The organism is Hymenobacter cavernae (assembly GCF_014641455.1).
Taxonomy (GTDB): domain Bacteria; phylum Bacteroidota; class Bacteroidia; order Cytophagales; family Hymenobacteraceae; genus Hymenobacter; species Hymenobacter cavernae.
The window spans coordinates 50,469-68,719 of sequence record NZ_BMHT01000005.1 but is presented as its reverse complement, the minus strand read 5'-3'; the positions used below and the strand labels follow the sequence as shown (position 1 = coordinate 68,719).

Here is an 18,251-nt window from a genome sequence, read left to right as displayed (position 1 = left end):
AAGGAGTTAAGCCTTCTTAATACTCGCCCGCTTTGCTCAGCTTCTCAAAGGGAATAACCTCGGCGTGCGTGGCCCACTTGTCGTACATAGCCGTTAACTCCTGCACCTTCTGCGGATTGGTGGCGCTCAGGTCGTGCAGCTCCGAGCGGTCGGCCTCTAGGTCGTAGAGCTGCCATTTGTTGGCGGGGAACTCCGATACCAGCTTCCACTTGCCCTGGCGCACGGCGCGGTTGCCTTCGTGCTCGAAGAACAAGGCATTGTGTCCCCTCCACGACTGGCCTTTGAACACCGGCACCAGGCTGAGGCCTTCGGTAGGCTTGATCTGGTTGGAGTTATAGGTTTTAGGATAAGTCACCTGGGCCAGGTCCAGGCAGGTGGACATCAGGTCGATGAGGTGGCCGGGCGTGGCGTCGGTGCGGCCGGGCTTCACGATGCCAGGGCCATAGGCAATGAACGGCGTAGCGGTGCCGCCTTCGTAAGTCCAGTGTTTGAAAAAACGGAACGGCACGTCGCTCACGTTGGCGCCCGGAAACTCGTAGGCCGTAAACGAGCTAGGGTCGCTGGACGGCTTCTTGTTGGCCTCGATAATTTCGGGCAGAAAGCCGTTGCCTTTGATACTCTCGCTGCTGCCGCCATTATCCGACAGGAACATAATGACCGTGTTCTGGTCCTGACCTAGGTCGCGCAACTTCTGCCGCAGCTTGCCGATGTTCTGATCCATGCGGTCAATCATGGCGCAGTACACGGCCATTTTCTCGTCCCAGCGCACTTTTTCTTCCTGGCTCAGGCTTTCCCAGGCAGGCACGCGCTCGTCGCGGGGCGAGAGTTTCGTATTCTTATTAACGACACCTAGGTTTTGCAGACGCTGGAAGCGCTGCTCACGTAGCTTGTCCCACCCGGCCATAAACTTGCCTTTGTACTTGGCAATGTCCTCCGGCCGCGCATGCAAGGGCCAGTGCGGCGCTTGGTAAGCTAGGTACAAGAAGAACGGCTTGCCCGAGCTTTTGCTTTGGTCAATAAACTCCAGGGCGTGGTCAGTGTAGGCGTCGGTGGAGTAGTAGCCGGGGCCGGGCGTGTAGGGCTTGTCATCCAGCGCAATCGTCAGCTTCTGATTGGGCCGGTAGGGGCGGTTCTCGAAATAGCTGTTGGCCCCATCGATCAGGCCAAAATAGTGGTCGAAGCCGCGTTTCACCGGCCAGTGCTCGGGCGCTTGGCCTACGTGCCATTTGCCAGCCATGAAGGTGTTGTAGCCGCCCACTTTCAGCGCCTCGGCAATGGTCACGCAGTTCTTATTGAGGTAGCCCTGGTAAGCGGGCTGCGGGCGCGTGTTCACCATATCGCCCACGCCGGCCTGGTGCTGGTAGAGCCCCGTGAGCAACGACGCCCGACTCGGGCAGCAGCGCGAGGCATTGTAGAAGTTGGTCATCTTGAGGCCGCCCGTCGCCAGCGCATCCAGGTTGGGCGTGCGTGCATCGGAGCCGAAGCAGCCAATGTCCGAATAGCCCATGTCGTCGGCCAGGATGATGACGATGTTGGGCTTCTTGGCGGCAGGTTGGGTAGGCGGAGCCAGGCTCAGCGACAAGCCCGAAACCAGGAGGAGCGCCAGCGGCAGTAGCTTTTTAGAAAGCATAGAGGTTGGTTAGCAGTTCAGAGACTGGCAAGTATAAGTACTACGCACCATTCCAGCACGGAAACGCTGTAATCAGGACGAAACAACCGGTAAAAGTTTGTTTTTGAATTACTTCAATACAAGGTGCTGCGGCCAAACCAATCTTAGGAGTTGAACAAAATCATGGCATTAGCCAACATACCGCACAGATTCGCCGTAGATGGCCCTACATAAGACGGAGTGTCTTCCACCAACCTCTCTCAACACAACCTCTCAACATGAAAACTACATTCATCTTCGCTGCTCTTTTCGCTGCTGGTATCACTACTGCCTCTGCTCAGACTACTACCGGCACCACTTCAGGTTCAGCCGGCACTACAGCGGGCTCAATGAGCAGCACTTCTGGCTCAACGGGTACTACTTCGGGCACGATGAGCACCACGGCTGGCTCGACCACTTCGGGCACTACCACCTACGGCACTACGGCCGGCTCTACGTCGGGTTCGATGGGCACAACTTCGGGCTCAATGGGTACCACTAGCGGTTCTACTTCGGGCTCGATGGGCACTACTTCCGGTTCGGGCACCATGAGCTCTACTTCGGGCTCGATGAGCTCGGGTTCGGGCTCGATGAGCAGCGACAAGAAAATGAAGAAGTCGGGCAAATCCGGCAAAGGCAAAATGAAGTCGTCGTCTTCTTCGACGATGTAAGCAATCTGAGCAATCAGGTTCTTTGAAAAGCCTTCGTTGTCATTCGACAGCGGAGGCCTTTTGTTTGATGGTCAATAAGGTAGCCGTTGAAGAGGCTAAGTGCGTATACCAGCTTTTATGATAAATAATCTGCTCTACGACAATGAAAACGATGTATTTAGCCCTAGCATTGCTGATCAGTGGCCTTGTGGCTCACGCGCAGAATATACCGACTGTGCCCACTCAGAATGGCGTTAACCCGGCATTGCCTCAATCTGCCGTGCCGCCCGTGGGGCCACCCACTAAACAAAACCCGGCCGTAATGCAACGCTCGGTCAAGCCGGCCACCATTGATATGCGCGACCAAACGGCTACCGACGCCAAAATACAAAAAGCCGCTACCGGTACCGGCGACATAGCAGTACCCAAAAATGCTCAATCGAATCCGGCGCGCAGCCCAAAGCCAGCTCCTAAAGCAAGCGCTACTCCAAAGGCACAAACCGGTAAGTCAACCCGTAGTAACCTTACCACCCAGCCAGCAACTCCACCGCAACCCTAGCTTCATCACTTGGTTACTGGCCGCTACAACCTAGGTTAGCCATAAGCAAAAGCCCCAGCTGTGTAGCACACAGTTGGGGCTTTGTAGTAAGGTACTTGGGCCGGCTACTGTTGCGCGAGCGAAGCGCCCGCCTGCAAGAGCAGGTCACCGAGGGAACGGAGTTCGGCTTGCGCGTCGGGGTCGGCGTGCACAGCCAACTCCGTTGCTTGCGAACCTAGCAGGCTTAGGGAAGCCCCAATTGCGCCTGCGTCAAGGCCAGCGTTACCGGCACTCAGCAACGATTGCAGATTACCTAGCTCACGGGCCACGTTCTGCAATTCCGGAACTCCGCTGCGCTGGAGCTGGTCGAACCAGGTATCAATGTTAGTAATCGCATCACTAAGCGGGATGCTGGTCAGGCCCCGCTGCAAGGCATGAACAGTTTGGGCCAGGTGGACGGCACCGCTTACATTTTGTTGGTCGTCAGCCATGAGGAAGGTAGGGGATTAACTAAGTAAAAGGAAGTTTAAGCCGCGGGCTCCGGCAGCGCCGGCACCCGACCTAGCTCGCGCAGAATAGCCACAGCGCGCAGGGCGCTAGCTTCTTTGTCTTTAATTTCGAGCATGATGTCCGGCTCCAGGTCGCCCACGTTCGGCAGGAACTCCCGGAACAGGTCTTCCTCCAAGGAGGTAGTATGCTTGCCTTTCCGTTCGCCAAACTGCTGCGAGCTGTAGTCCATCATCAGCGAACCGTCGTGGGTAGGGTGCCAGGTACCAGCTGCTAGCTTTAAGGCCTCCGCCATCGGCTCGCCGTGGTTGAGACACTCGTGATGGAAGTTGTCGAAGAGAATGGGAATACCCACGGCTTCGTGCACGCGCAGGCAATCTTGCAGGCTGAAAAGCCGGTCGTCGTTTTCAATCACCAAGCGCACACGCACGGCTTCGGGCAGGGTTTGGTAGGTGGCAATAAACCGGCTGATAGCCAGGTCCCGGTCGCCATAAAGCCCACCGACATGGATTTGCAGCTTGGCCGTCGAGTCCAGCTCCATCAGATCGAGCATGCTGCCCTGATACACCAGCTCCGCGATGCTGCGCTGCACAATGCCTTCGTCGGGCGAGTTGAGCACCACGAACTGATCAGGGTGCAGCGACACGCGCATGTTGTTGGCCTTGATGTAGTCGCCGATCTGGCGAAACTCCGAGGCGAAGCGGTGCTGCCATGGAAACGTGTTGATGGGGTGGGAGCCAAACGGCACAATGCCCGAGCTAATGCGGAAAAAAAGCAGGCCGCGCTCCACGTTGTACTCCAGAATGCGCTGAAGGCAAGCTAGGTTGGTCGCCACCGTCTGCACCACGCGCTCATCGGTGTAAGAGGCCAGCCGGAATGTGGAGGAGGAAGTACAGTCAAGCGTTTCGTTGACGCAAGGATAGCCGATTCTCATACCTAGGCTTACGGCCTGCGCCCGGTGAGGTTGTAGCGCGAAGCGCAGGCTTCGCGCTACATCACTCGTAGCCGCGGTTATCTTTGAAGTTGCGGTTGTACCGCTCCCGTTCTTTGCGGGCCTGCTCGGCTTTCAGCCGGGCGGCATCGGCGGCTTGCAGCTCTTCCAGCTTGCGGCGCTCTTTGCCCGCCTTCGAAAACTGGTCATAAATCAAGCTGACCGGGCTCTGAATCGTGACTTTGGGCGCTTTCGGGGCGGTAGAGTCGACCGGGAAAAGGGGCGGGGGCTTGGGTAAGCGCTTCACGGCGCTTGTGGGGGCCGTAGAAGGCCGCCGGATGTTGCGTAAGGCTTTATTAATCTGGCTGCGGTCGGCGCGGCCTTCTTCCACACGCACCTCGCCCAGCAGCACGTTGCCCGGCACCAGCTTAATCTGTATAATGAGCTGTGAAAGACCCGTGCGCCCCAGCGGCAGCCGCTGCGTCTGAAACCCAACGGAGCTAAATACCAGCGTGTCGGAGGGGCTGTCGACGTCGATGCTGAACTCGCCTTCTGCATTGGCAATAACGCCTTGCTTGGTCCGGCTGATGCGCACAGTGGTGCCCGGAACGGGTTTGCCATCCGAGGCATTCGAGACGCTCCCCGTGACGCGCACCTGTGCTGTAGCGGCAACGGAAGCCAGCAACAGCAACGGCAGCACTAGGTAAACCCAACGCGGTAAGCTAGCCGGGAAAAAGGGAAGCAAACGATTCAGCACAAGCAAATAAAGGTAACCAATACGCAAGGTAACGAACTACAGAACCAAAAAAAGCCCGCACCGTTGCAGGTGCGGGCTTCGTTGGCAGAAAATACCGACCAAAAGCGCGAATTACTCTACTTTCTGCTTCTTGCCGTCGGCTGGTTTGGCTTTGATGGTGCCGTCGTCGGCGTCCATTTTAAGCTTGTTGTCTTCCGAGTCTTTCAGTTTCACGTCGCCGTCTTTCTTTACTTTCAGCTTGTTGCCGGCTTCGTCCTTCACTTTCATCGGCGTAGAATTGTCAACTACCACACCCGAAGCGTCGTCCGACGACTGATCGGCGGAAGCCGACATGCTGTTGTCGTCCATGTAGTTCGACTCGTCGTAGGTCGAGCGGCTGCTCTCGTAGGCCGAATACTGAGTTGGATCAGTGAAGATGCCTTTAAACTCGGTGTCCGTATCCGTGTACACGCCGCGCATATCCGCCGACATGCCGGTCGTATCCGACGTGTACTTCGATTGCAGCTCGCCCAAACGGCGCGAACGGTTGTAGTAGGTGTTCTCGATGCGCGACACCACGGCCGTATCGGTGATCTTCATATCCGAGGCCATGCGCTGAGCAATGCGCTGAGCACGAGTGTGATACACGGCATCATTGTCCGTGGAAGCGGTGGCCGTTGCGTCCGTCGTGGTGGTGGTAGTGGCGGTGTCGGTTGTTTTTTCCTGCGAGCAGGAAGCCATCGTTAGCGCCCCGGCGCACGACAGCAGCAGAATCATCTTTTTCATGAGGGAGAGGAGGTAAGAACAGAAAAAACGCTAGTTGTATTAGCGTTGGCGGATATACGGCTGAGTTTTAACGGGAGTTACTCCGAAGGAAATCATGAAACAGAAAAAGGCCGCTGGCACTCTGCCAGCGGCCTTTTTTCGTCGCAATTTTTTATCCTATACCTAGGTTGTAGGATGATTTCGGTACCTTAAAACCTAGGCCCGACGCAGCTCAAACAGCGTGATTTCGGGCAGGAAACCCACCCGGCCCGGATAGCCCAGAAAACCTAGCCCCACATTCACATACAGGTACTGCTGGCCTTTCTGGTACAGTCCGGCCCACTGCTCGTATACATACTGCACGGGGCTCCACTTCATAAACGGCAGATTAACACCAAATTGCGCGCCGTGCGTGTGGCCCGAAAGCGTCAGGTCGATGTCGGGATAGTCGCGCACCTGGGCGTCCCAGTGCGTGGGGTCGTGAGAGAGCAGGATCTTGAACGGAGCATCACCGGAAGTGGCGTGCGCCTTCGCTAGGTTGCCATACTTGGCGAATTTGGTACCCCAGTTCTGCACCCCGATAATGGCGATTTTCTCGCCGTTGCGCTCCAGCGTGTGGCTTTCGTCGAGCATCAGGCGCCAACCAATTTTCGCGTGGTTGTTCTTCAGTCGGTCCAGGTTAGCACGTTTAGCCTCAGCGCTTTCCCACTGCACGTAGTCGGAATAATCGTGGTTGCCGAGAATGGAGAAGATCGGGTGAGTTGACTTGATGCCGGCCAGCGTATCAATGTGCTCCTCAACTTCCTGGGCGTAGTTATTCACCAGGTCGCCGGTCATGAACACGAGGTCGGCGTTCTGCTTGTTAATCATTGCCACGGCCCGCTGTAGCGGTTCTTTCGACTGAAAAGAGCCGGTATGCAGGTCGGAAATCTGGGCAATCCGGAGGCCGTCGAACGAGGCCGGCAGGTTCGGAAAGCGCAGTATGACCCGCTTTATCTGGTAGTCGGTGCCGCCTTTGAACATGCCCCAGAGCAGCCCGAAGAACGGAATAGCACCTAGCACCAGCGCCAGCTGACTGATAAACGTGCTACGCGTAATGGCCGGACCAGATACGCCGCTAGGCTGCGTGAACTGTCTGGTAATGAAGCGTCCCAGACGCACCACGTCTTCCAGCAGCAGCGGCAGCGCAATCAGCAGCTGGGCGGCAATCATGGCGAGCAGCAGTCCGCCGAAGTACGCTTTGTAGGTGGCGTGTATGTTGCGCCGGGCCATCATGCCCCAGATACCCAGGAACCAAATGCCAATCGTGACTACCAGGTAGAGAACGGTGGTGAGGCGCCGCCCGGTTGGCGAGCTAGCCTGTATTAAGGCGCGAACTGCTTGTAAACCATACCACTCGGCCAGCACCAGGCCGACGAGTATCAAAGGAGAGAAAATGCGTGACATAGAAAAAACGAGGAGCCTGCGGCGCCGAAAACAGCTTCCGGAACGCCTTACGTCGAGAGTAGACGGATGAGGAGAAAGTTTACTTTATTTTAGAAGAGGAACCTAGGTCCGCAAACGGGCTTCATGGCACCACTGTTGTTGAAGCTAGGTTCGTGCCGCCACTCCCGCAAGTACATTGGGGCGGCGCTAATCAGGTAACAACAACAGGGCACAATGAATTCGGTTGATCTTTTATCGGAAGAAGAAACGCCAGCGGGGCCGTATCAGGCGCCGGCCAGCTTCAGCATCAAGAGCTGGGCGGAGGAAGATCGGCCCCGCGAGAAGCTCCTGCAAAAAGGCCGCGCCGCCCTGTCAGATGCTGAGCTGATGGCTATTCTGCTCGGCTCCGGCACCGCCAAGCTTTCGGCCGTGGATGTAGCCAAGCTCATTCTGAATGCCGTGCAAAACGATCTGAACGAGCTGGCCAGGTTGTCGGTGAAGGAGCTGATGCGCCACAAAGGCATCGGCGAGGCCAAAGCCATTACCATCATGGCGGCCTTGGAGCTAGGTCGGCGCCGCAAGGAAAGCGCGGCCGCGCAGCGCACCACTATTACTTGCTCATCAGATATTTACAACCTCGTGCGCCCCAACCTGCAAGACCTGCCCCACGAGGAATTTTGGGTGGTGCTGCTCAACCGCGCCAACGTGGTGATGCGCAAGCAGCCCATCAGTATGGGCGGCGTGGCCGGCACCGTCGCCGATCCGAAGCTGATCTTCAAACACGCGCTGGAGCAGCTGGCCAGCTCCATCATCCTGGTGCACAACCACCCGAGCGGCAACCGCAACCCCAGCGCCGCCGACATTGCCCTGACGCGCAAAGTGAAAGAGGCCGGCAAGTTCCTGGATTTACCCGTGCTCGACCACCTCATCTACACCGACCTAGGTTATTACAGTTTCGCCGACGAAGGAATCTTGTGAGTAGCGCGAAGCTCCCGCTTCGCGTATCGTTGAACGAAATCGTTGCTATAACCTAGGTGTCAGTCGTTCAACGAGGCGCGAAGCGCAGGCTTCGCGTTACACTGTGCTACATGCGCTTGTGTACCTTTGCCGCGTGAAACTCAACCCCAAACTCCTCATCGGCCTAGGGCTGCTGCTTATCTTCGGCTACTTCCTGCAAGACCTAGTTCTGGGCAACGACCAATATGCTGCCGGCATCAGGAAAGCTAGGGCCGAGAAGAACGACGCTTTCCGCCGCGGCAATACCTCGCCGCTGCTGACTGCTCAGCGTGCCACCTTCGACAGCCTGCGCTACTTCGCGCCCGATAAAGCCTACCGCTTCATGGCCAAGTGGGAGCCACTCGTCGCGCACGATACCGTGCTCATTCAGCTCACCGACGGCAAGGCCGAAAAGTACCTGCGTTGGGGCCGCGCTTCCTTCACGCTCGACAACCAGCCCCAGCAGCTCACCTGCCTGCTGAAAGCCGACGGCAAAGACACCACGCTCTTCGTGCCCTTCACCGACAAAACCAACGGCTTCGATACCTACGGCGGCGGCCGCTACCTCGACGCGCCCAAACCTAGGTCCGACGATCAGGAAATCATGCTCGATTTCAACGCGGCCTATAACCCATATTGCGCTTACAACAACGACTACGCCTGCCCCGTGCCGCCCGCCGACAACCGGCTGAAAGTCGCCATCAAAGCCGGCGAAAAGTCATTTCACGAGTAGGAACGCGCCATGGCACGTTCAATCGTTGAACATTTAAGGCCTGAATATTCAATCGTTGAACAGCCTGCATAGAATCGTGTAGGCGGCGAGGGCAAGAACGCGCCGCCTACACGATTCTACAATATCAAACTTCCTCCCGCAACGGCCCTTTTTCAGCGGCTGCGCAAATCTGTACCTTTGCGACGTTTTCAATTACCATTTACCAATTAACATCTACCATTTAACAGTTATCAAGTACCACGCTTTCATACTAGCCGGAGCGAGGTAAATGGTAACGGATAAATGATCAATGTTAATTGGTAAATGGTAATTGGTAAATGTTAAATGATAACTGATGAAAATCTCCCTCGACTGGCTCCGTACGCTCATTCCTACCGATAAATCTGCCGCTGAAATCGGGGCGCTGCTCACCGGCTCCGGGCTGGAAGTGGAAGGCATTGAGGAGCTGGAAAGCGTGCCGGGCGGCCTGCGCGGCGTGGTGCTCGGCGAAGTGCTAACCCGCGAAAAACACCCCGACGCCGACAAACTCAGCCTCACAACCGTAGACGTGGGCGACGGCACCCCGCGCCAGATTGTGTGCGGCGCGCCCAACGTAGCTGCTGGCCAAAAAGTAGTGGTGGCCCTCGAAGGCGCTATGCTCTACCCGTCGCAAGGCGAGCCGTTCAAGATCAAGAAGTCGAAAATCCGCGGTGCGGCTTCCGAGGGCATGATCTGCGCTGAGGATGAAATCGGCCTGGGTACCTCCCACGCCGGCATCATGGTGCTGGATACGCCGCTGCCCAACGGCACGCCCGCCGCCGACTACTTCGGCCTAGGTTCGGACTCGGTATTCGAAATTGGCCTCACGCCGAACCGCGCCGATGCCGCTTCGCACTACGGCGTAGCCCGCGAGCTGCGCGCCCTGCTTCAGCAGCCTTGCCACTTGCCGGACGTGAGCCAGTTCCAAGCACCCGACACTGCCACCAGCAACATCGTTGTAACCATTGAAGATGAGCAAGCTAGCCCCCGCTACGCCGGTTTGCTGCTCGAAAACGTGCAGGTTGGTCCGTCGCCGGAATGGTTGCAGCGCCGCCTGCGCAGCATTGATCTGTCGCCCATCAACAACGTGGTCGACGTGACCAACTTCGTGCTGCATGAGCTAGGTCAGCCCCTCCACGCCTTCGACGCCGACCAGATTACCGGCGGCCAGATCTGGGTGAAGCGCGCTGCGGAAGGAGAGAAGTTCGTGACGCTGGATGGTGTCGAGCGCACCTTGAAGGCTGATGATCTGGTTATTGCGGATGCTAATGGTGCTCCGATAGCGCTGGCCGGTGTATTCGGTGGCAAAACCTCCGGCGTGAGCAACGCCACAACCCGCGTGTTCCTGGAAAGCGCCTACTTCGCGCCGGCTGCCGTGCGCCGCACTTCCCAAACGCACCAGCTCAAAACCGATGCGTCGTTCCGCTTCGAGCGTGGCACCGACCCCAACATGGTGCCGGTGGCGCTGCAACGCGCTGCCTTGCTGCTGCAAGAGGTAGCCGGGGCTACCATCGCCGCGCCCGTGGTAGATGAGTACCCGGCGCCGGTTCAGCCCGCTACGGTGCGCCTGCGCCTGGCTCGCGTGGAGCGCTTAGTTGGTCAGTACATTGAACCCGAGCGTATTCGCCAGATCCTCACGGACCTAGATATTCAGATCAGCGAGGAAAGTGCTGAGGACTGGAATCTGACCGTACCGCTGCACAAGGTAGATGTAACGCGCGAGGCCGATGTAATCGAGGAAATCCTGCGCATCTACGGCTACAACAACGTGGCGCTGCAACCTTTCAACTCGGCTTCGTTCCTGGCTAAGTTCCCGAACCCTGACCCGGAAGTTATCCGTCAGAATACGGCGCGGCTGCTCAGCGGGCAAGGCTTCTCCGAAATCATCACCAACTCGCTCACCAACTCGCAGTATTTCGAGAAAGAAGGCGAGCCGAACGAAACGCTGGTGCGCGTGCTGAACTACAACAGCGCCGACCTGAACGTGATGCGCCCCAGCGTGTTACACTCGGGCCTGGAAGTAATTCGCTACAACCTCAACCGCCGTCAGCGCGACTTGAAGCTGTACGAGTTTGGCAAAACCTACCACCTGCAAGCCGACGGCCAGCATCAGGAGAAGAACAAGCTAGCCATCTACCTGACCGGCAACGCTACGGCCGAAACCTGGCAGCACAAAGCCGAGAAAACGACCTTCCACGACCTAGCCGGCGTGGTGCAGCAAGTGTTGAATGCCCTAGGTCATGCCGCGCCCGTGCCGCAGCCGGTGCAGCACCCGTACCTGGCCGGTGGCCTCACGCTCTTGGCTCAGAATCAGCCGGTAGCGCAGCTAGGCGCCGTGTCGCCAGGCGTGCTCAAGCGTCTCGACGTAGGTCAGCCCGTGTGGTACGCCGAGCTCGATTGGGATTGGCTGGTGCGCAAGTACAAAGCCGGGCTGGTAGCCCGCGAGCTGCCGAAGTTCCCCGAAGTCCGCCGCGACCTGTCGTTGGTTGTCGACCGCACCGTGACGTTCGATCAGCTCCGCCAGATTGCCCAGCGCACCGAGAAGAAGCTCCTGCAAAGCGTGAACGTGTTCGACGTGTACGAGGGCGAAAACCTAGGTGTCGACAAGAAGTCGTACTCGGTGAACTTCACCCTGCAAGACCCCACGCAGACGCTCACCGATCAAGCCATCGACGCAGTGATGCAGCGCCTGATTGGGCAGTTCGAGAAGCAAGCCGGCGCCCTGATTCGGAAATAGAATGGTTTTTGGTTATTTGTTTCTAGTTTTTGAGTTTAGACCGTCATGCTGAGCTTGTCGAAGCATCTCGCGTGCAGTGCTAACTTCAATTGTCTGGTTTACCATTGCACGCGAGAGTTCTCCCGCTGGTCGAAATGACGTTCAACGACTGCACGCGAGATGCTTCGACAAGCTCAGCATGACGTTCAGAAGTCGAGAAACCTAGGCTGCCTACCAGCGCCAAAAACCAGAAACAAACCACCAAAAACCAAAAAATGGCTTCCTCCCAACAGCTTGCCCATCTCGACCGCCTGGAGCGGCAGGTAACGTCGTTAGTGGCTGCTTATCAGCAGTTGCGCGAGGAGCTGGCCGACGCCCAAACCACCATCCAGCAGCTCCGCGCGGATGTGCGCGATAGGGACCGACAACTGAAGGATTTCCAAAATCAGGAGAATATCGTTAAACTTGTCAATACCATAGCAGGAGACCCTGCCCACGCCACCGAGCTGAAACACCGCCTCAACGACTATATTCGAGAAATTGATAAGTGCCTTGCCTATTTGAGGGAGTAACGACCATCAAGATTCCATCTGCCGCTGAATATGAGCGAATTATCCATTAAAATCCGTGTCGCCGACCGGGATTATCCGATGCGGGTAAGCCCCCAGGAAGAGGAGCGCCTGCGCCAAGCAGGAAAGCTGCTCAACGACCGTATCAAGGAGTTTCGTGAACAGTACGGCATTCAGGACAAGCAGGATCTGCTAGCGATGGCCGCGTTGTCGACCATGGCCGACGGTCTGAAAGTCAGTAAGGAAAAGGATGGGACCGATGCAGCCTTGACCGAGCGCCTGTCGCGCCTGGATAAGCTGCTTGCGACGCTGGTACTCAGTTAAGGAGAGTGCCAGTGCGGCTTTCTATCTGATCAGGAGCGAAGCAATCGGCTTTGCTGCTTTTCGGGGGACGTTGGGCAGCTGTTTTTTGTTATGGTTTTCAATTCCTCCCAAAAACCATAGCTCATGCCCACCATTGTGTATATTGTCCTTGCCGCTGTCGTTGCCCTCGGGGCCGGCATTGTGCTAGGACGCCTGCTGGCCGGAAAGGCCCGGCAGGACCAGGAAGCCCAGGCGCAAGCCCGCGCCCAACAACTCCTCCAGGAAGCCGAAGAAAAGGCCAACCGCATCCGCGACGAGCGGATTCAGCAGTCGAAGGATAAGTTTCGTCAGCTCAAGAACGAGTTTGACCTCGACAGTCGTCGCCAAAAAGCTGAGTTAGAGGCTGATCTGAACCAGCGCCGCCTAGGTATTCAGGAGCAGGAGCAGAGCATCAAGCAGCTGACCCAAACCACGCAGCGCCAACTCGAACAGCTCCAGAAGAAGGAAAAAGACCTCGACATGCTGCGCGACAAGATTCAGACTGAATCGCAGCAGTTGCGCGAAAAGCTAGAGACCCAAGACGAAAAGCGCCGCAGCACGCACGAAGCGCAGCTCGAAAAGCTTACGCGCCAGCAGCAGGAAGTAGAAGAGCAGCGCCTCCAGATTCAGCATCAGCTCGAAACCATTGCCAATCTCTCGGCCTCCGAAGCACGCGAGCAACTTGTTGATTCGTTGCGCAATGAAGCCCAGATTCAAGCTAGCTCCTACATCAAAGATGTGGTAGCGCAAGCTAAATTGACGGCTACGAAAGACGCCAAGAAGATTGTCTTGGAAACCATTCAGCGCACCGCCGCTGAACACGCTATTGAAAACTGCGTCTCGATTTTTAATATCGAATCGGACGACGTAAAAGGAAAGATTATTGGCCGCGAAGGCCGCAACATTCGGGCGCTGGAAGCGGCTACCGGTGTTGAAATCATTGTGGATGATACGCCTGAGGCGATTATCATTTCCGGCTTCGACCCGGTGCGCCGCGAGGTAGCGCGTTTGTCGCTGCACCTGCTGGTGAAAGATGGCCGTATTCACCCGGCTCGCATCGAGGAGATTGTGGCCAAGACCCGCAAGAATATCGACGAGGAAATCGTTGAAATCGGCGAGCGGACCATCATCGACCTAGGTATCCATGGCCTGCACCCCGAGCTGATTAAGATGGTAGGGCGGATGCGTTTCCGCTCCAGCTACGGCCAGAACCTGCTCCAGCACTCCCGCGAAGTAGCCAACCTTTGCGCCACGATGGCCGCCGAGCTAGGTCTGAACGTGAAGCACGCCAAGCGTGCGGGCCTCCTGCACGACATTGGCAAAGTAAGTACGGAAGAACCGGAGCTGCCCCACGCCATTCTCGGCATGGAGATGGCCAAAAAATACAAGGAGCATCCCGACGTGGTAAACGCCATCGGCGCCCACCACGACGAAATCGAGATGACGGCCATGATTTCACCACTCGTGCAGGCTTGCGACGCCATCAGCGGTTCGCGCCCGGGTGCTCGTCGCGAGATGATGGAAAGCTATATTAAGCGCCTGAAGCAGCTGGAAGAAACGGCAGTAGGCTTCGAAGGCGTGAACCAGTGCTACGCCATTCAGGCCGGCCGCGAGCTGCGCGTGATGGTGAATGCCGACAATGTGAGCGACGAGCGGGCTCAGGAGCTGAGCTACGAAATCTCGCAGAAGATTGAGAAAGAAATGCAGTATCCCGGCCAGATCAAGATTACCGTGATTCGGGAAATGCGCGCCGTGGCGTACGCCAAGTAATAGAACCTAGCTTATCGAAAAGCCGTCGTGACGAAAGTTACGGCGGCTTTTTTGTGCTTATGCAACTTCATGCTGGCTAGATAGCTCATGTTATTGTACTGCTTTATAAATCAGCTAGCTATCCTGCTTGATGTATCGTTTTCTACTTACTCGAATACTCCTGCACCTAGCTTCTGCTGGCCTGCTGGCAAGCTGCTCCATCTACACGCCTTTGCAACCGAGCGCGCCCATGCTGCGCGACAAAGGCCAGACGGAAGTAGCAGGCAGTGTTTTCCTGGCGAAGCGGCTGGAAGGCTCGGTTACGTATTCGCCTGCCCGGCATGTGCTCGTGCGCGCCGCGGGTGGGTTGCGGCCGGGTAAAGTAGACACGACGCAGCTCTATTTTCGTCTGCGGCAACTTGAGGTAAGCGCCGGTACGTACTGGCCTTTGTCGGAGCAGTGGCTGGTAGGCGGGCTAGGTGGCTACGGGCGTGGCAGCAGCAGCCGGCGCTATGATGACGGTGGCTTTGAGTCCTTGGATGACAGCGTAACAACCTACCAGTATGAAGCACGTTTTCATAAGCTTTTCGGGGAGGTTTTTGCCGCCTATGAGGGCGAACGAACCACAATGGGCTTGGCCTACCGGCTGTCGCAGGTGCAGTTCCCTAGGCTGACCAACAACGGCTTGCCCATAAACCTGCGGCGTATGACCCGGAGCGAGCCAATGTTCTTCGTGCGGTATTGGGACCGGGCAGGTCTGTTCCCGTGGGCGCAATTACAATTAGCCGTCAGCGTATCTTGGTCGGCCGATTATTCAAAGCAAGTCTTTTACGAACGGCCAATCAAAGACTTAAAAGAGCCACAGCTGCTTACTTCACTCGGCTTGGTGATTTATCCGCACCGCTTCAAGAAGCGAGATTGAACTTACTCAAGATTAGTGCGATACGATAAATTTACCGGTGCTGATAGCTAGCTTGTCGTTGTCGAATTGCGAAATGCGGTAGAGGTACACGCCGTTGCGCAGCGCTTGCGTGTTGAGGGTGAGCTGGCCGGAAGCATCATCTAGCGGCTGGGTGAGCACCGTGGCGCCGGTGGTCGACATGATAGCTAGGTTGCCGGGGTGCGCGGCTGAATACGGATACTTCAGCCAAATGTACTCGGCGGCGGGGTTCGGATACACCGCTACGCTTAAAGAAGCTGCCTTGCTACTTGCCAGAATGGTTGCTTCGTTGCGGCTAGCTAGGTATAACTCATTAGAAACCCAAGAGTTATCGGAATCAGAAGTGGCGGTAAAAACCACACATTCCATATTAGCCGACATCGAGGGCTGCCCATTGTAGGCCGTAGTGACATTGATGCCTTGGACCAGCTGAAAAGAGCTAGCTTCAAAAGCTGCGCTAGTGCTAGGGCGGCTGAGCTGATACAGCATCCGTTTGTCTATGTTGTTAGAGGCGCCCAGGAAGTACGTCAGGTTATCTTTCGACAGCTGGCCTGGATAAGGCTGGAAGCCAACCGGTACGGGCAGCTTCCGAACGTAGGTGAAGGAAGTAGCCGAAGTGCGCGCAAATTCTACTATGCCGATGGCCGAGGCAAATAGGAATAGCCGGTCTTGGGTAGTGCTCAGCGAAGGACAAGACACAAATGAGGTGAGTAGCCCTGTGAGTGCCACCATGGTTGGTTTGCCAAATTTGGCTGTAAGCGACGGGCGCTGAGCAAAATACAGGGAGTTGTTTGCCGTGAAGTAAATATCCAGCTCATCGGCTGATAGCCAGCACGATTCAGGTGGTGAAGCTAGGTCGAGCAGCACTGCCATAGGAGCGCTGAAAGGACTGTTGGTGCTAGCACGTTGCGCAAACATCAGTTTCCTGGCAGTGCCCGTGATGTAGTACAGGTGCAATGCATCGGGCGAAAGCCAGGGGTAAGCATCGGCGTCATTAGCGTCGTTAATTTCACTGAGGGCTCTTACGCCGCTGTAGGAGTAGGCGGTAGTAGCAGCTTCTTGGAGCGTAGATGTGGTTTGTGGGAGTGTGCTACCGAGCGGAAATCCGTTGACGTCAAGCACTGGTTTGGTGGTAGTTCCAGAAGGCTTTTGCCCAAAAGCACCGGCTGAAAAAAGCAGAGTTGCGAAGAGTATAGCTTTTTGCATGCAGGCAACGCATTGAATTATGTATATTATTTTTTGTGCTTTTCTTACACAGGGTCAAATCTTATAAAAGAAAAGTTTCAAAACAAACTTATATCCATTAATTATTAAATATTATATATATAAAGTATTGTTTTCTGATGGCTGTGACTGTACTGCTGCCTACTGGGCAAGTACGGGCTCGTGATAAGAGAAGTCTCGCGGGAAGCCAGAGGGAGGATAGTACCTTGCCATGCGAGGTTTCGCCCGCTGGTCGAAGTGACATTCGCTTTGCTGTTGCATCCAGTTAAGCTAGGCACTGAGTAACAGTGACCTAGCTTCTATGCTTCGTCGGGTGGGGCTAGCTTTGCGAACAGGTTGTTCAGACTCTCAGCCCAGGTAGGGTGCGCTAGCACCATGTTTTGCAACACGTCGCAGGTAAGATTGCCGGCCATGGCGAGCTGAAGCATGGTCATGATTTCGCCCCCTTGCTCGCTTAATACCGCGGCGCCAATGATGTGGTTTTCGTCGTTGACCAGCACCTTGATGAAGCCCGTGGTGTGGCCGGTTTCCCGTGCCCGCCCAATGGTTTTCACCGGCAGCGAGGCCATCTTATACGTGATATTCTGCTCCTGTGCCTGTTTCTCCGAAAGGCCCACGCGACCTAGCTGCGGCTCGGTGAAGACGACATAAGGCAGAAATCGTTGCTTGGCCGGGCGGCGCTTGTTGTGCAAAATAGCGTCACGCACCACACGGTAGTCGTCGTAGCTGATATGGGTGAACTGCGGCCCGCCCTTCACATCACCGAGGGCGTATACGCCGGGCACGTTGGTGAGCAGGTCGTCGTCGGCCTTAATGTAGCCTTTCTCATCCAGGGCCACGCCGGCTTTCTCCAGACCTAGCTTGCCGGTGTTGGGCTGGCGGCCTGTCGCCACAAGCAGGTGCGTACCGTGTACTTGCTGCTCACCTTGTTCAGTATCAAGAGTTAAGGTAAGCTTGCCGTCGGCATCCTTCGCTACCCGGTGAGCCCTGGCACCTAGCACAAACTCGATTCCTTCTTCCGCGAGGAACTGTTGCATAGCGTCGCACACGTCGTCGTCCTCGCGGGATAGCACATGCGCGTGCGATTCGATGATAGTGATTTTACTGCCCAGCCGACGGAACATCTGCCCGAACTCTAGACCAATATAGCTGCCGCCCAAAATCAGAAGGTGCTCAGGTAGTTCCGGGCTGTCGAGCAGGGTGGTGGAGGTGAAATACGGGATGTCGCTCAGACCTTCAAGGTCGGGAGTGGCGGCGTGCGTGCCGGTATTGATGAAGATTAGCTCGGCCTCAACTTCCTGTGAGCTGCCGTCGTCCAGCGTCACCCGTACGCTGTGCGGACCCGTAAATTCCGCGTGGCCGTGCAGCACCGTGATGTTCGGCTGCTCTTCTGTCAGGTTCTTGTGCGTGCCCTCGCGCATTTCCCCTACAATCTGATTCTTACGGGCCATCACGGCGGCAAAGTCAACTGTTAGCTCCGTCGCGCCGATGCCATATTCAGCGGCCGTGCGTATTTGGTGGGCTCGTTCGGCCGAGGCCAGCAGCGCTTTGGTGGGCGTGCAGCCGTAGTTGATGCAGGAGCCGCCGAAGAAGTTTTCTTCCACCAGCACCACCTTGCGGCCCGCTTTCGCGAAAGAAGTCGCCAAAGGATTGCCAGCCTGGCCGGAGCCAATAATCAGAACGTCGAAGGAGGTGGGCATAGAAATAGTAGGAAGAAGAGTGGTGAGCGAATCAGCCGCGCTATGGTTGTGCTTGCTATACGCA

The 18,251-nt window shown here is 56.5% G+C and carries 18 protein-coding genes; 9 read left to right on the top strand and 9 right to left on the bottom strand.

All coding sequences use genetic code 11. The features are described 5' to 3' along the window. Positions 1-16: 16 nt before the first annotated feature. Positions 17-1,630 carry an arylsulfatase gene (locus IEX74_RS13920; RefSeq protein ID WP_188814625.1) on the bottom strand — a complete coding sequence of 538 codons (1,614 nt, stop codon included), beginning with the start codon at positions 1,628-1,630 and terminating at the stop codon, positions 17-19. A 257-nt stretch (positions 1,631-1,887) separates the two neighbouring features. Here IEX74_RS13920 and IEX74_RS13915 point away from each other — a divergent pair, with 257 nt between their 5' ends. Continuing rightward, complete coding sequence (locus tag IEX74_RS13915; protein WP_188814624.1) at positions 1,888-2,319, top strand: hypothetical protein; 432 nt, start codon at positions 1,888-1,890, stop codon at positions 2,317-2,319. A gap of 142 nt (positions 2,320-2,461) precedes the next feature. Next, on the top strand, positions 2,462-2,857 hold the full coding sequence (locus IEX74_RS13910; protein ID WP_188814623.1) for a hypothetical protein: 396 nt from the start codon (positions 2,462-2,464) through the stop codon (positions 2,855-2,857). A 104-nt stretch (positions 2,858-2,961) separates the two neighbouring features. Here the strand turns inward: IEX74_RS13910 and IEX74_RS13905 are convergent, their stop codons facing one another. The 6 genes from IEX74_RS13905 to IEX74_RS23375 form a co-directional block, all read right to left on the bottom strand. Next, the gene (locus tag IEX74_RS13905; protein ID WP_188814622.1) at positions 2,962-3,327 is read right to left on the bottom strand and encodes a hypothetical protein; all 366 of its coding nucleotides are present in this window, start codon (positions 3,325-3,327) and stop codon (positions 2,962-2,964) included. A gap of 35 nt (positions 3,328-3,362) precedes the next feature. Continuing rightward, a complete protein-coding gene (gene uvsE, locus IEX74_RS13900) occupies positions 3,363-4,277 on the bottom strand; it encodes a UV DNA damage repair endonuclease UvsE (protein ID WP_188814621.1) in 915 nt (304 codons plus the stop codon). A 61-nt stretch (positions 4,278-4,338) separates the two neighbouring features. Continuing rightward, on the bottom strand, positions 4,339-5,019 hold the full coding sequence (locus IEX74_RS13895) for a carboxypeptidase-like regulatory domain-containing protein (protein WP_188814620.1): 681 nt from the start codon (positions 5,017-5,019) through the stop codon (positions 4,339-4,341). A gap of 123 nt (positions 5,020-5,142) precedes the next feature. After that, positions 5,143-5,796: a hypothetical protein gene (locus IEX74_RS13890; RefSeq protein ID WP_188814619.1), complete on the bottom strand. Its 654-nt coding sequence runs from the start codon at positions 5,794-5,796 to the stop codon at positions 5,143-5,145. Positions 5,797-5,991: 195 nt separating this feature from the next. Then, positions 5,992-7,221, bottom strand: a complete 1,230-nt coding sequence (locus tag IEX74_RS13885) for a metallophosphoesterase (protein ID WP_188814618.1) — start codon at positions 7,219-7,221, stop codon at positions 5,992-5,994. 89 nt (positions 7,222-7,310) lie between these two features. After that, positions 7,311-7,433: a hypothetical protein gene (locus tag IEX74_RS23375; protein WP_262892039.1), complete on the bottom strand. Its 123-nt coding sequence runs from the start codon at positions 7,431-7,433 to the stop codon at positions 7,311-7,313. A 1-nt stretch (position 7,434) separates the two neighbouring features. Between IEX74_RS23375 and radC the strand changes: the two genes are divergently transcribed. From radC to IEX74_RS13850, 7 genes are all read left to right on the top strand, one after another. Beyond that, the gene (gene radC / locus IEX74_RS13880; protein WP_188814617.1) at positions 7,435-8,178 is read left to right on the top strand and encodes a RadC family protein; all 744 of its coding nucleotides are present in this window, start codon (positions 7,435-7,437) and stop codon (positions 8,176-8,178) included. A 133-nt stretch (positions 8,179-8,311) separates the two neighbouring features. Further along, on the top strand, positions 8,312-8,929 hold the full coding sequence (locus IEX74_RS13875) for a DUF1684 domain-containing protein (protein ID WP_188814616.1): 618 nt from the start codon (positions 8,312-8,314) through the stop codon (positions 8,927-8,929). 334 nt (positions 8,930-9,263) lie between these two features. Further along, complete coding sequence (gene pheT / locus IEX74_RS13870) at positions 9,264-11,684, top strand: phenylalanine--tRNA ligase subunit beta (RefSeq protein WP_188814615.1); 2,421 nt, start codon at positions 9,264-9,266, stop codon at positions 11,682-11,684. 254 nt (positions 11,685-11,938) lie between these two features. After that, entirely contained in the window at positions 11,939-12,235 is a 297-nt protein-coding gene (locus tag IEX74_RS13865; RefSeq protein WP_188814614.1) for a hypothetical protein, read from the top strand. Between the two features lie 30 nt (positions 12,236-12,265). Further along, positions 12,266-12,556, top strand: a complete 291-nt coding sequence (locus tag IEX74_RS13860; protein ID WP_188814613.1) for a cell division protein ZapA — start codon at positions 12,266-12,268, stop codon at positions 12,554-12,556. 123 nt (positions 12,557-12,679) lie between these two features. After that, positions 12,680-14,344: a ribonuclease Y gene (gene rny / locus IEX74_RS13855; protein ID WP_188814612.1), complete on the top strand. Its 1,665-nt coding sequence runs from the start codon at positions 12,680-12,682 to the stop codon at positions 14,342-14,344. Positions 14,345-14,474: 130 nt separating this feature from the next. Beyond that, a complete protein-coding gene (locus IEX74_RS13850; protein ID WP_188814611.1) occupies positions 14,475-15,245 on the top strand; it encodes a hypothetical protein in 771 nt (256 codons plus the stop codon). Positions 15,246-15,257: 12 nt separating this feature from the next. Here IEX74_RS13850 and IEX74_RS13845 read toward each other — a convergent pair whose 3' ends face one another. Together IEX74_RS13845 and IEX74_RS13840 are read right to left on the bottom strand one after the other, a co-directional pair. Then, positions 15,258-16,385, bottom strand: a complete 1,128-nt coding sequence (locus IEX74_RS13845) for a T9SS type A sorting domain-containing protein (protein WP_188814610.1) — start codon at positions 16,383-16,385, stop codon at positions 15,258-15,260. Between the two features lie 401 nt (positions 16,386-16,786). Then, complete coding sequence (locus IEX74_RS13840; RefSeq protein WP_188814609.1) at positions 16,787-18,187, bottom strand: mercuric reductase; 1,401 nt, start codon at positions 18,185-18,187, stop codon at positions 16,787-16,789. Between the last annotated feature and the right edge of the window lie 64 nt (positions 18,188-18,251).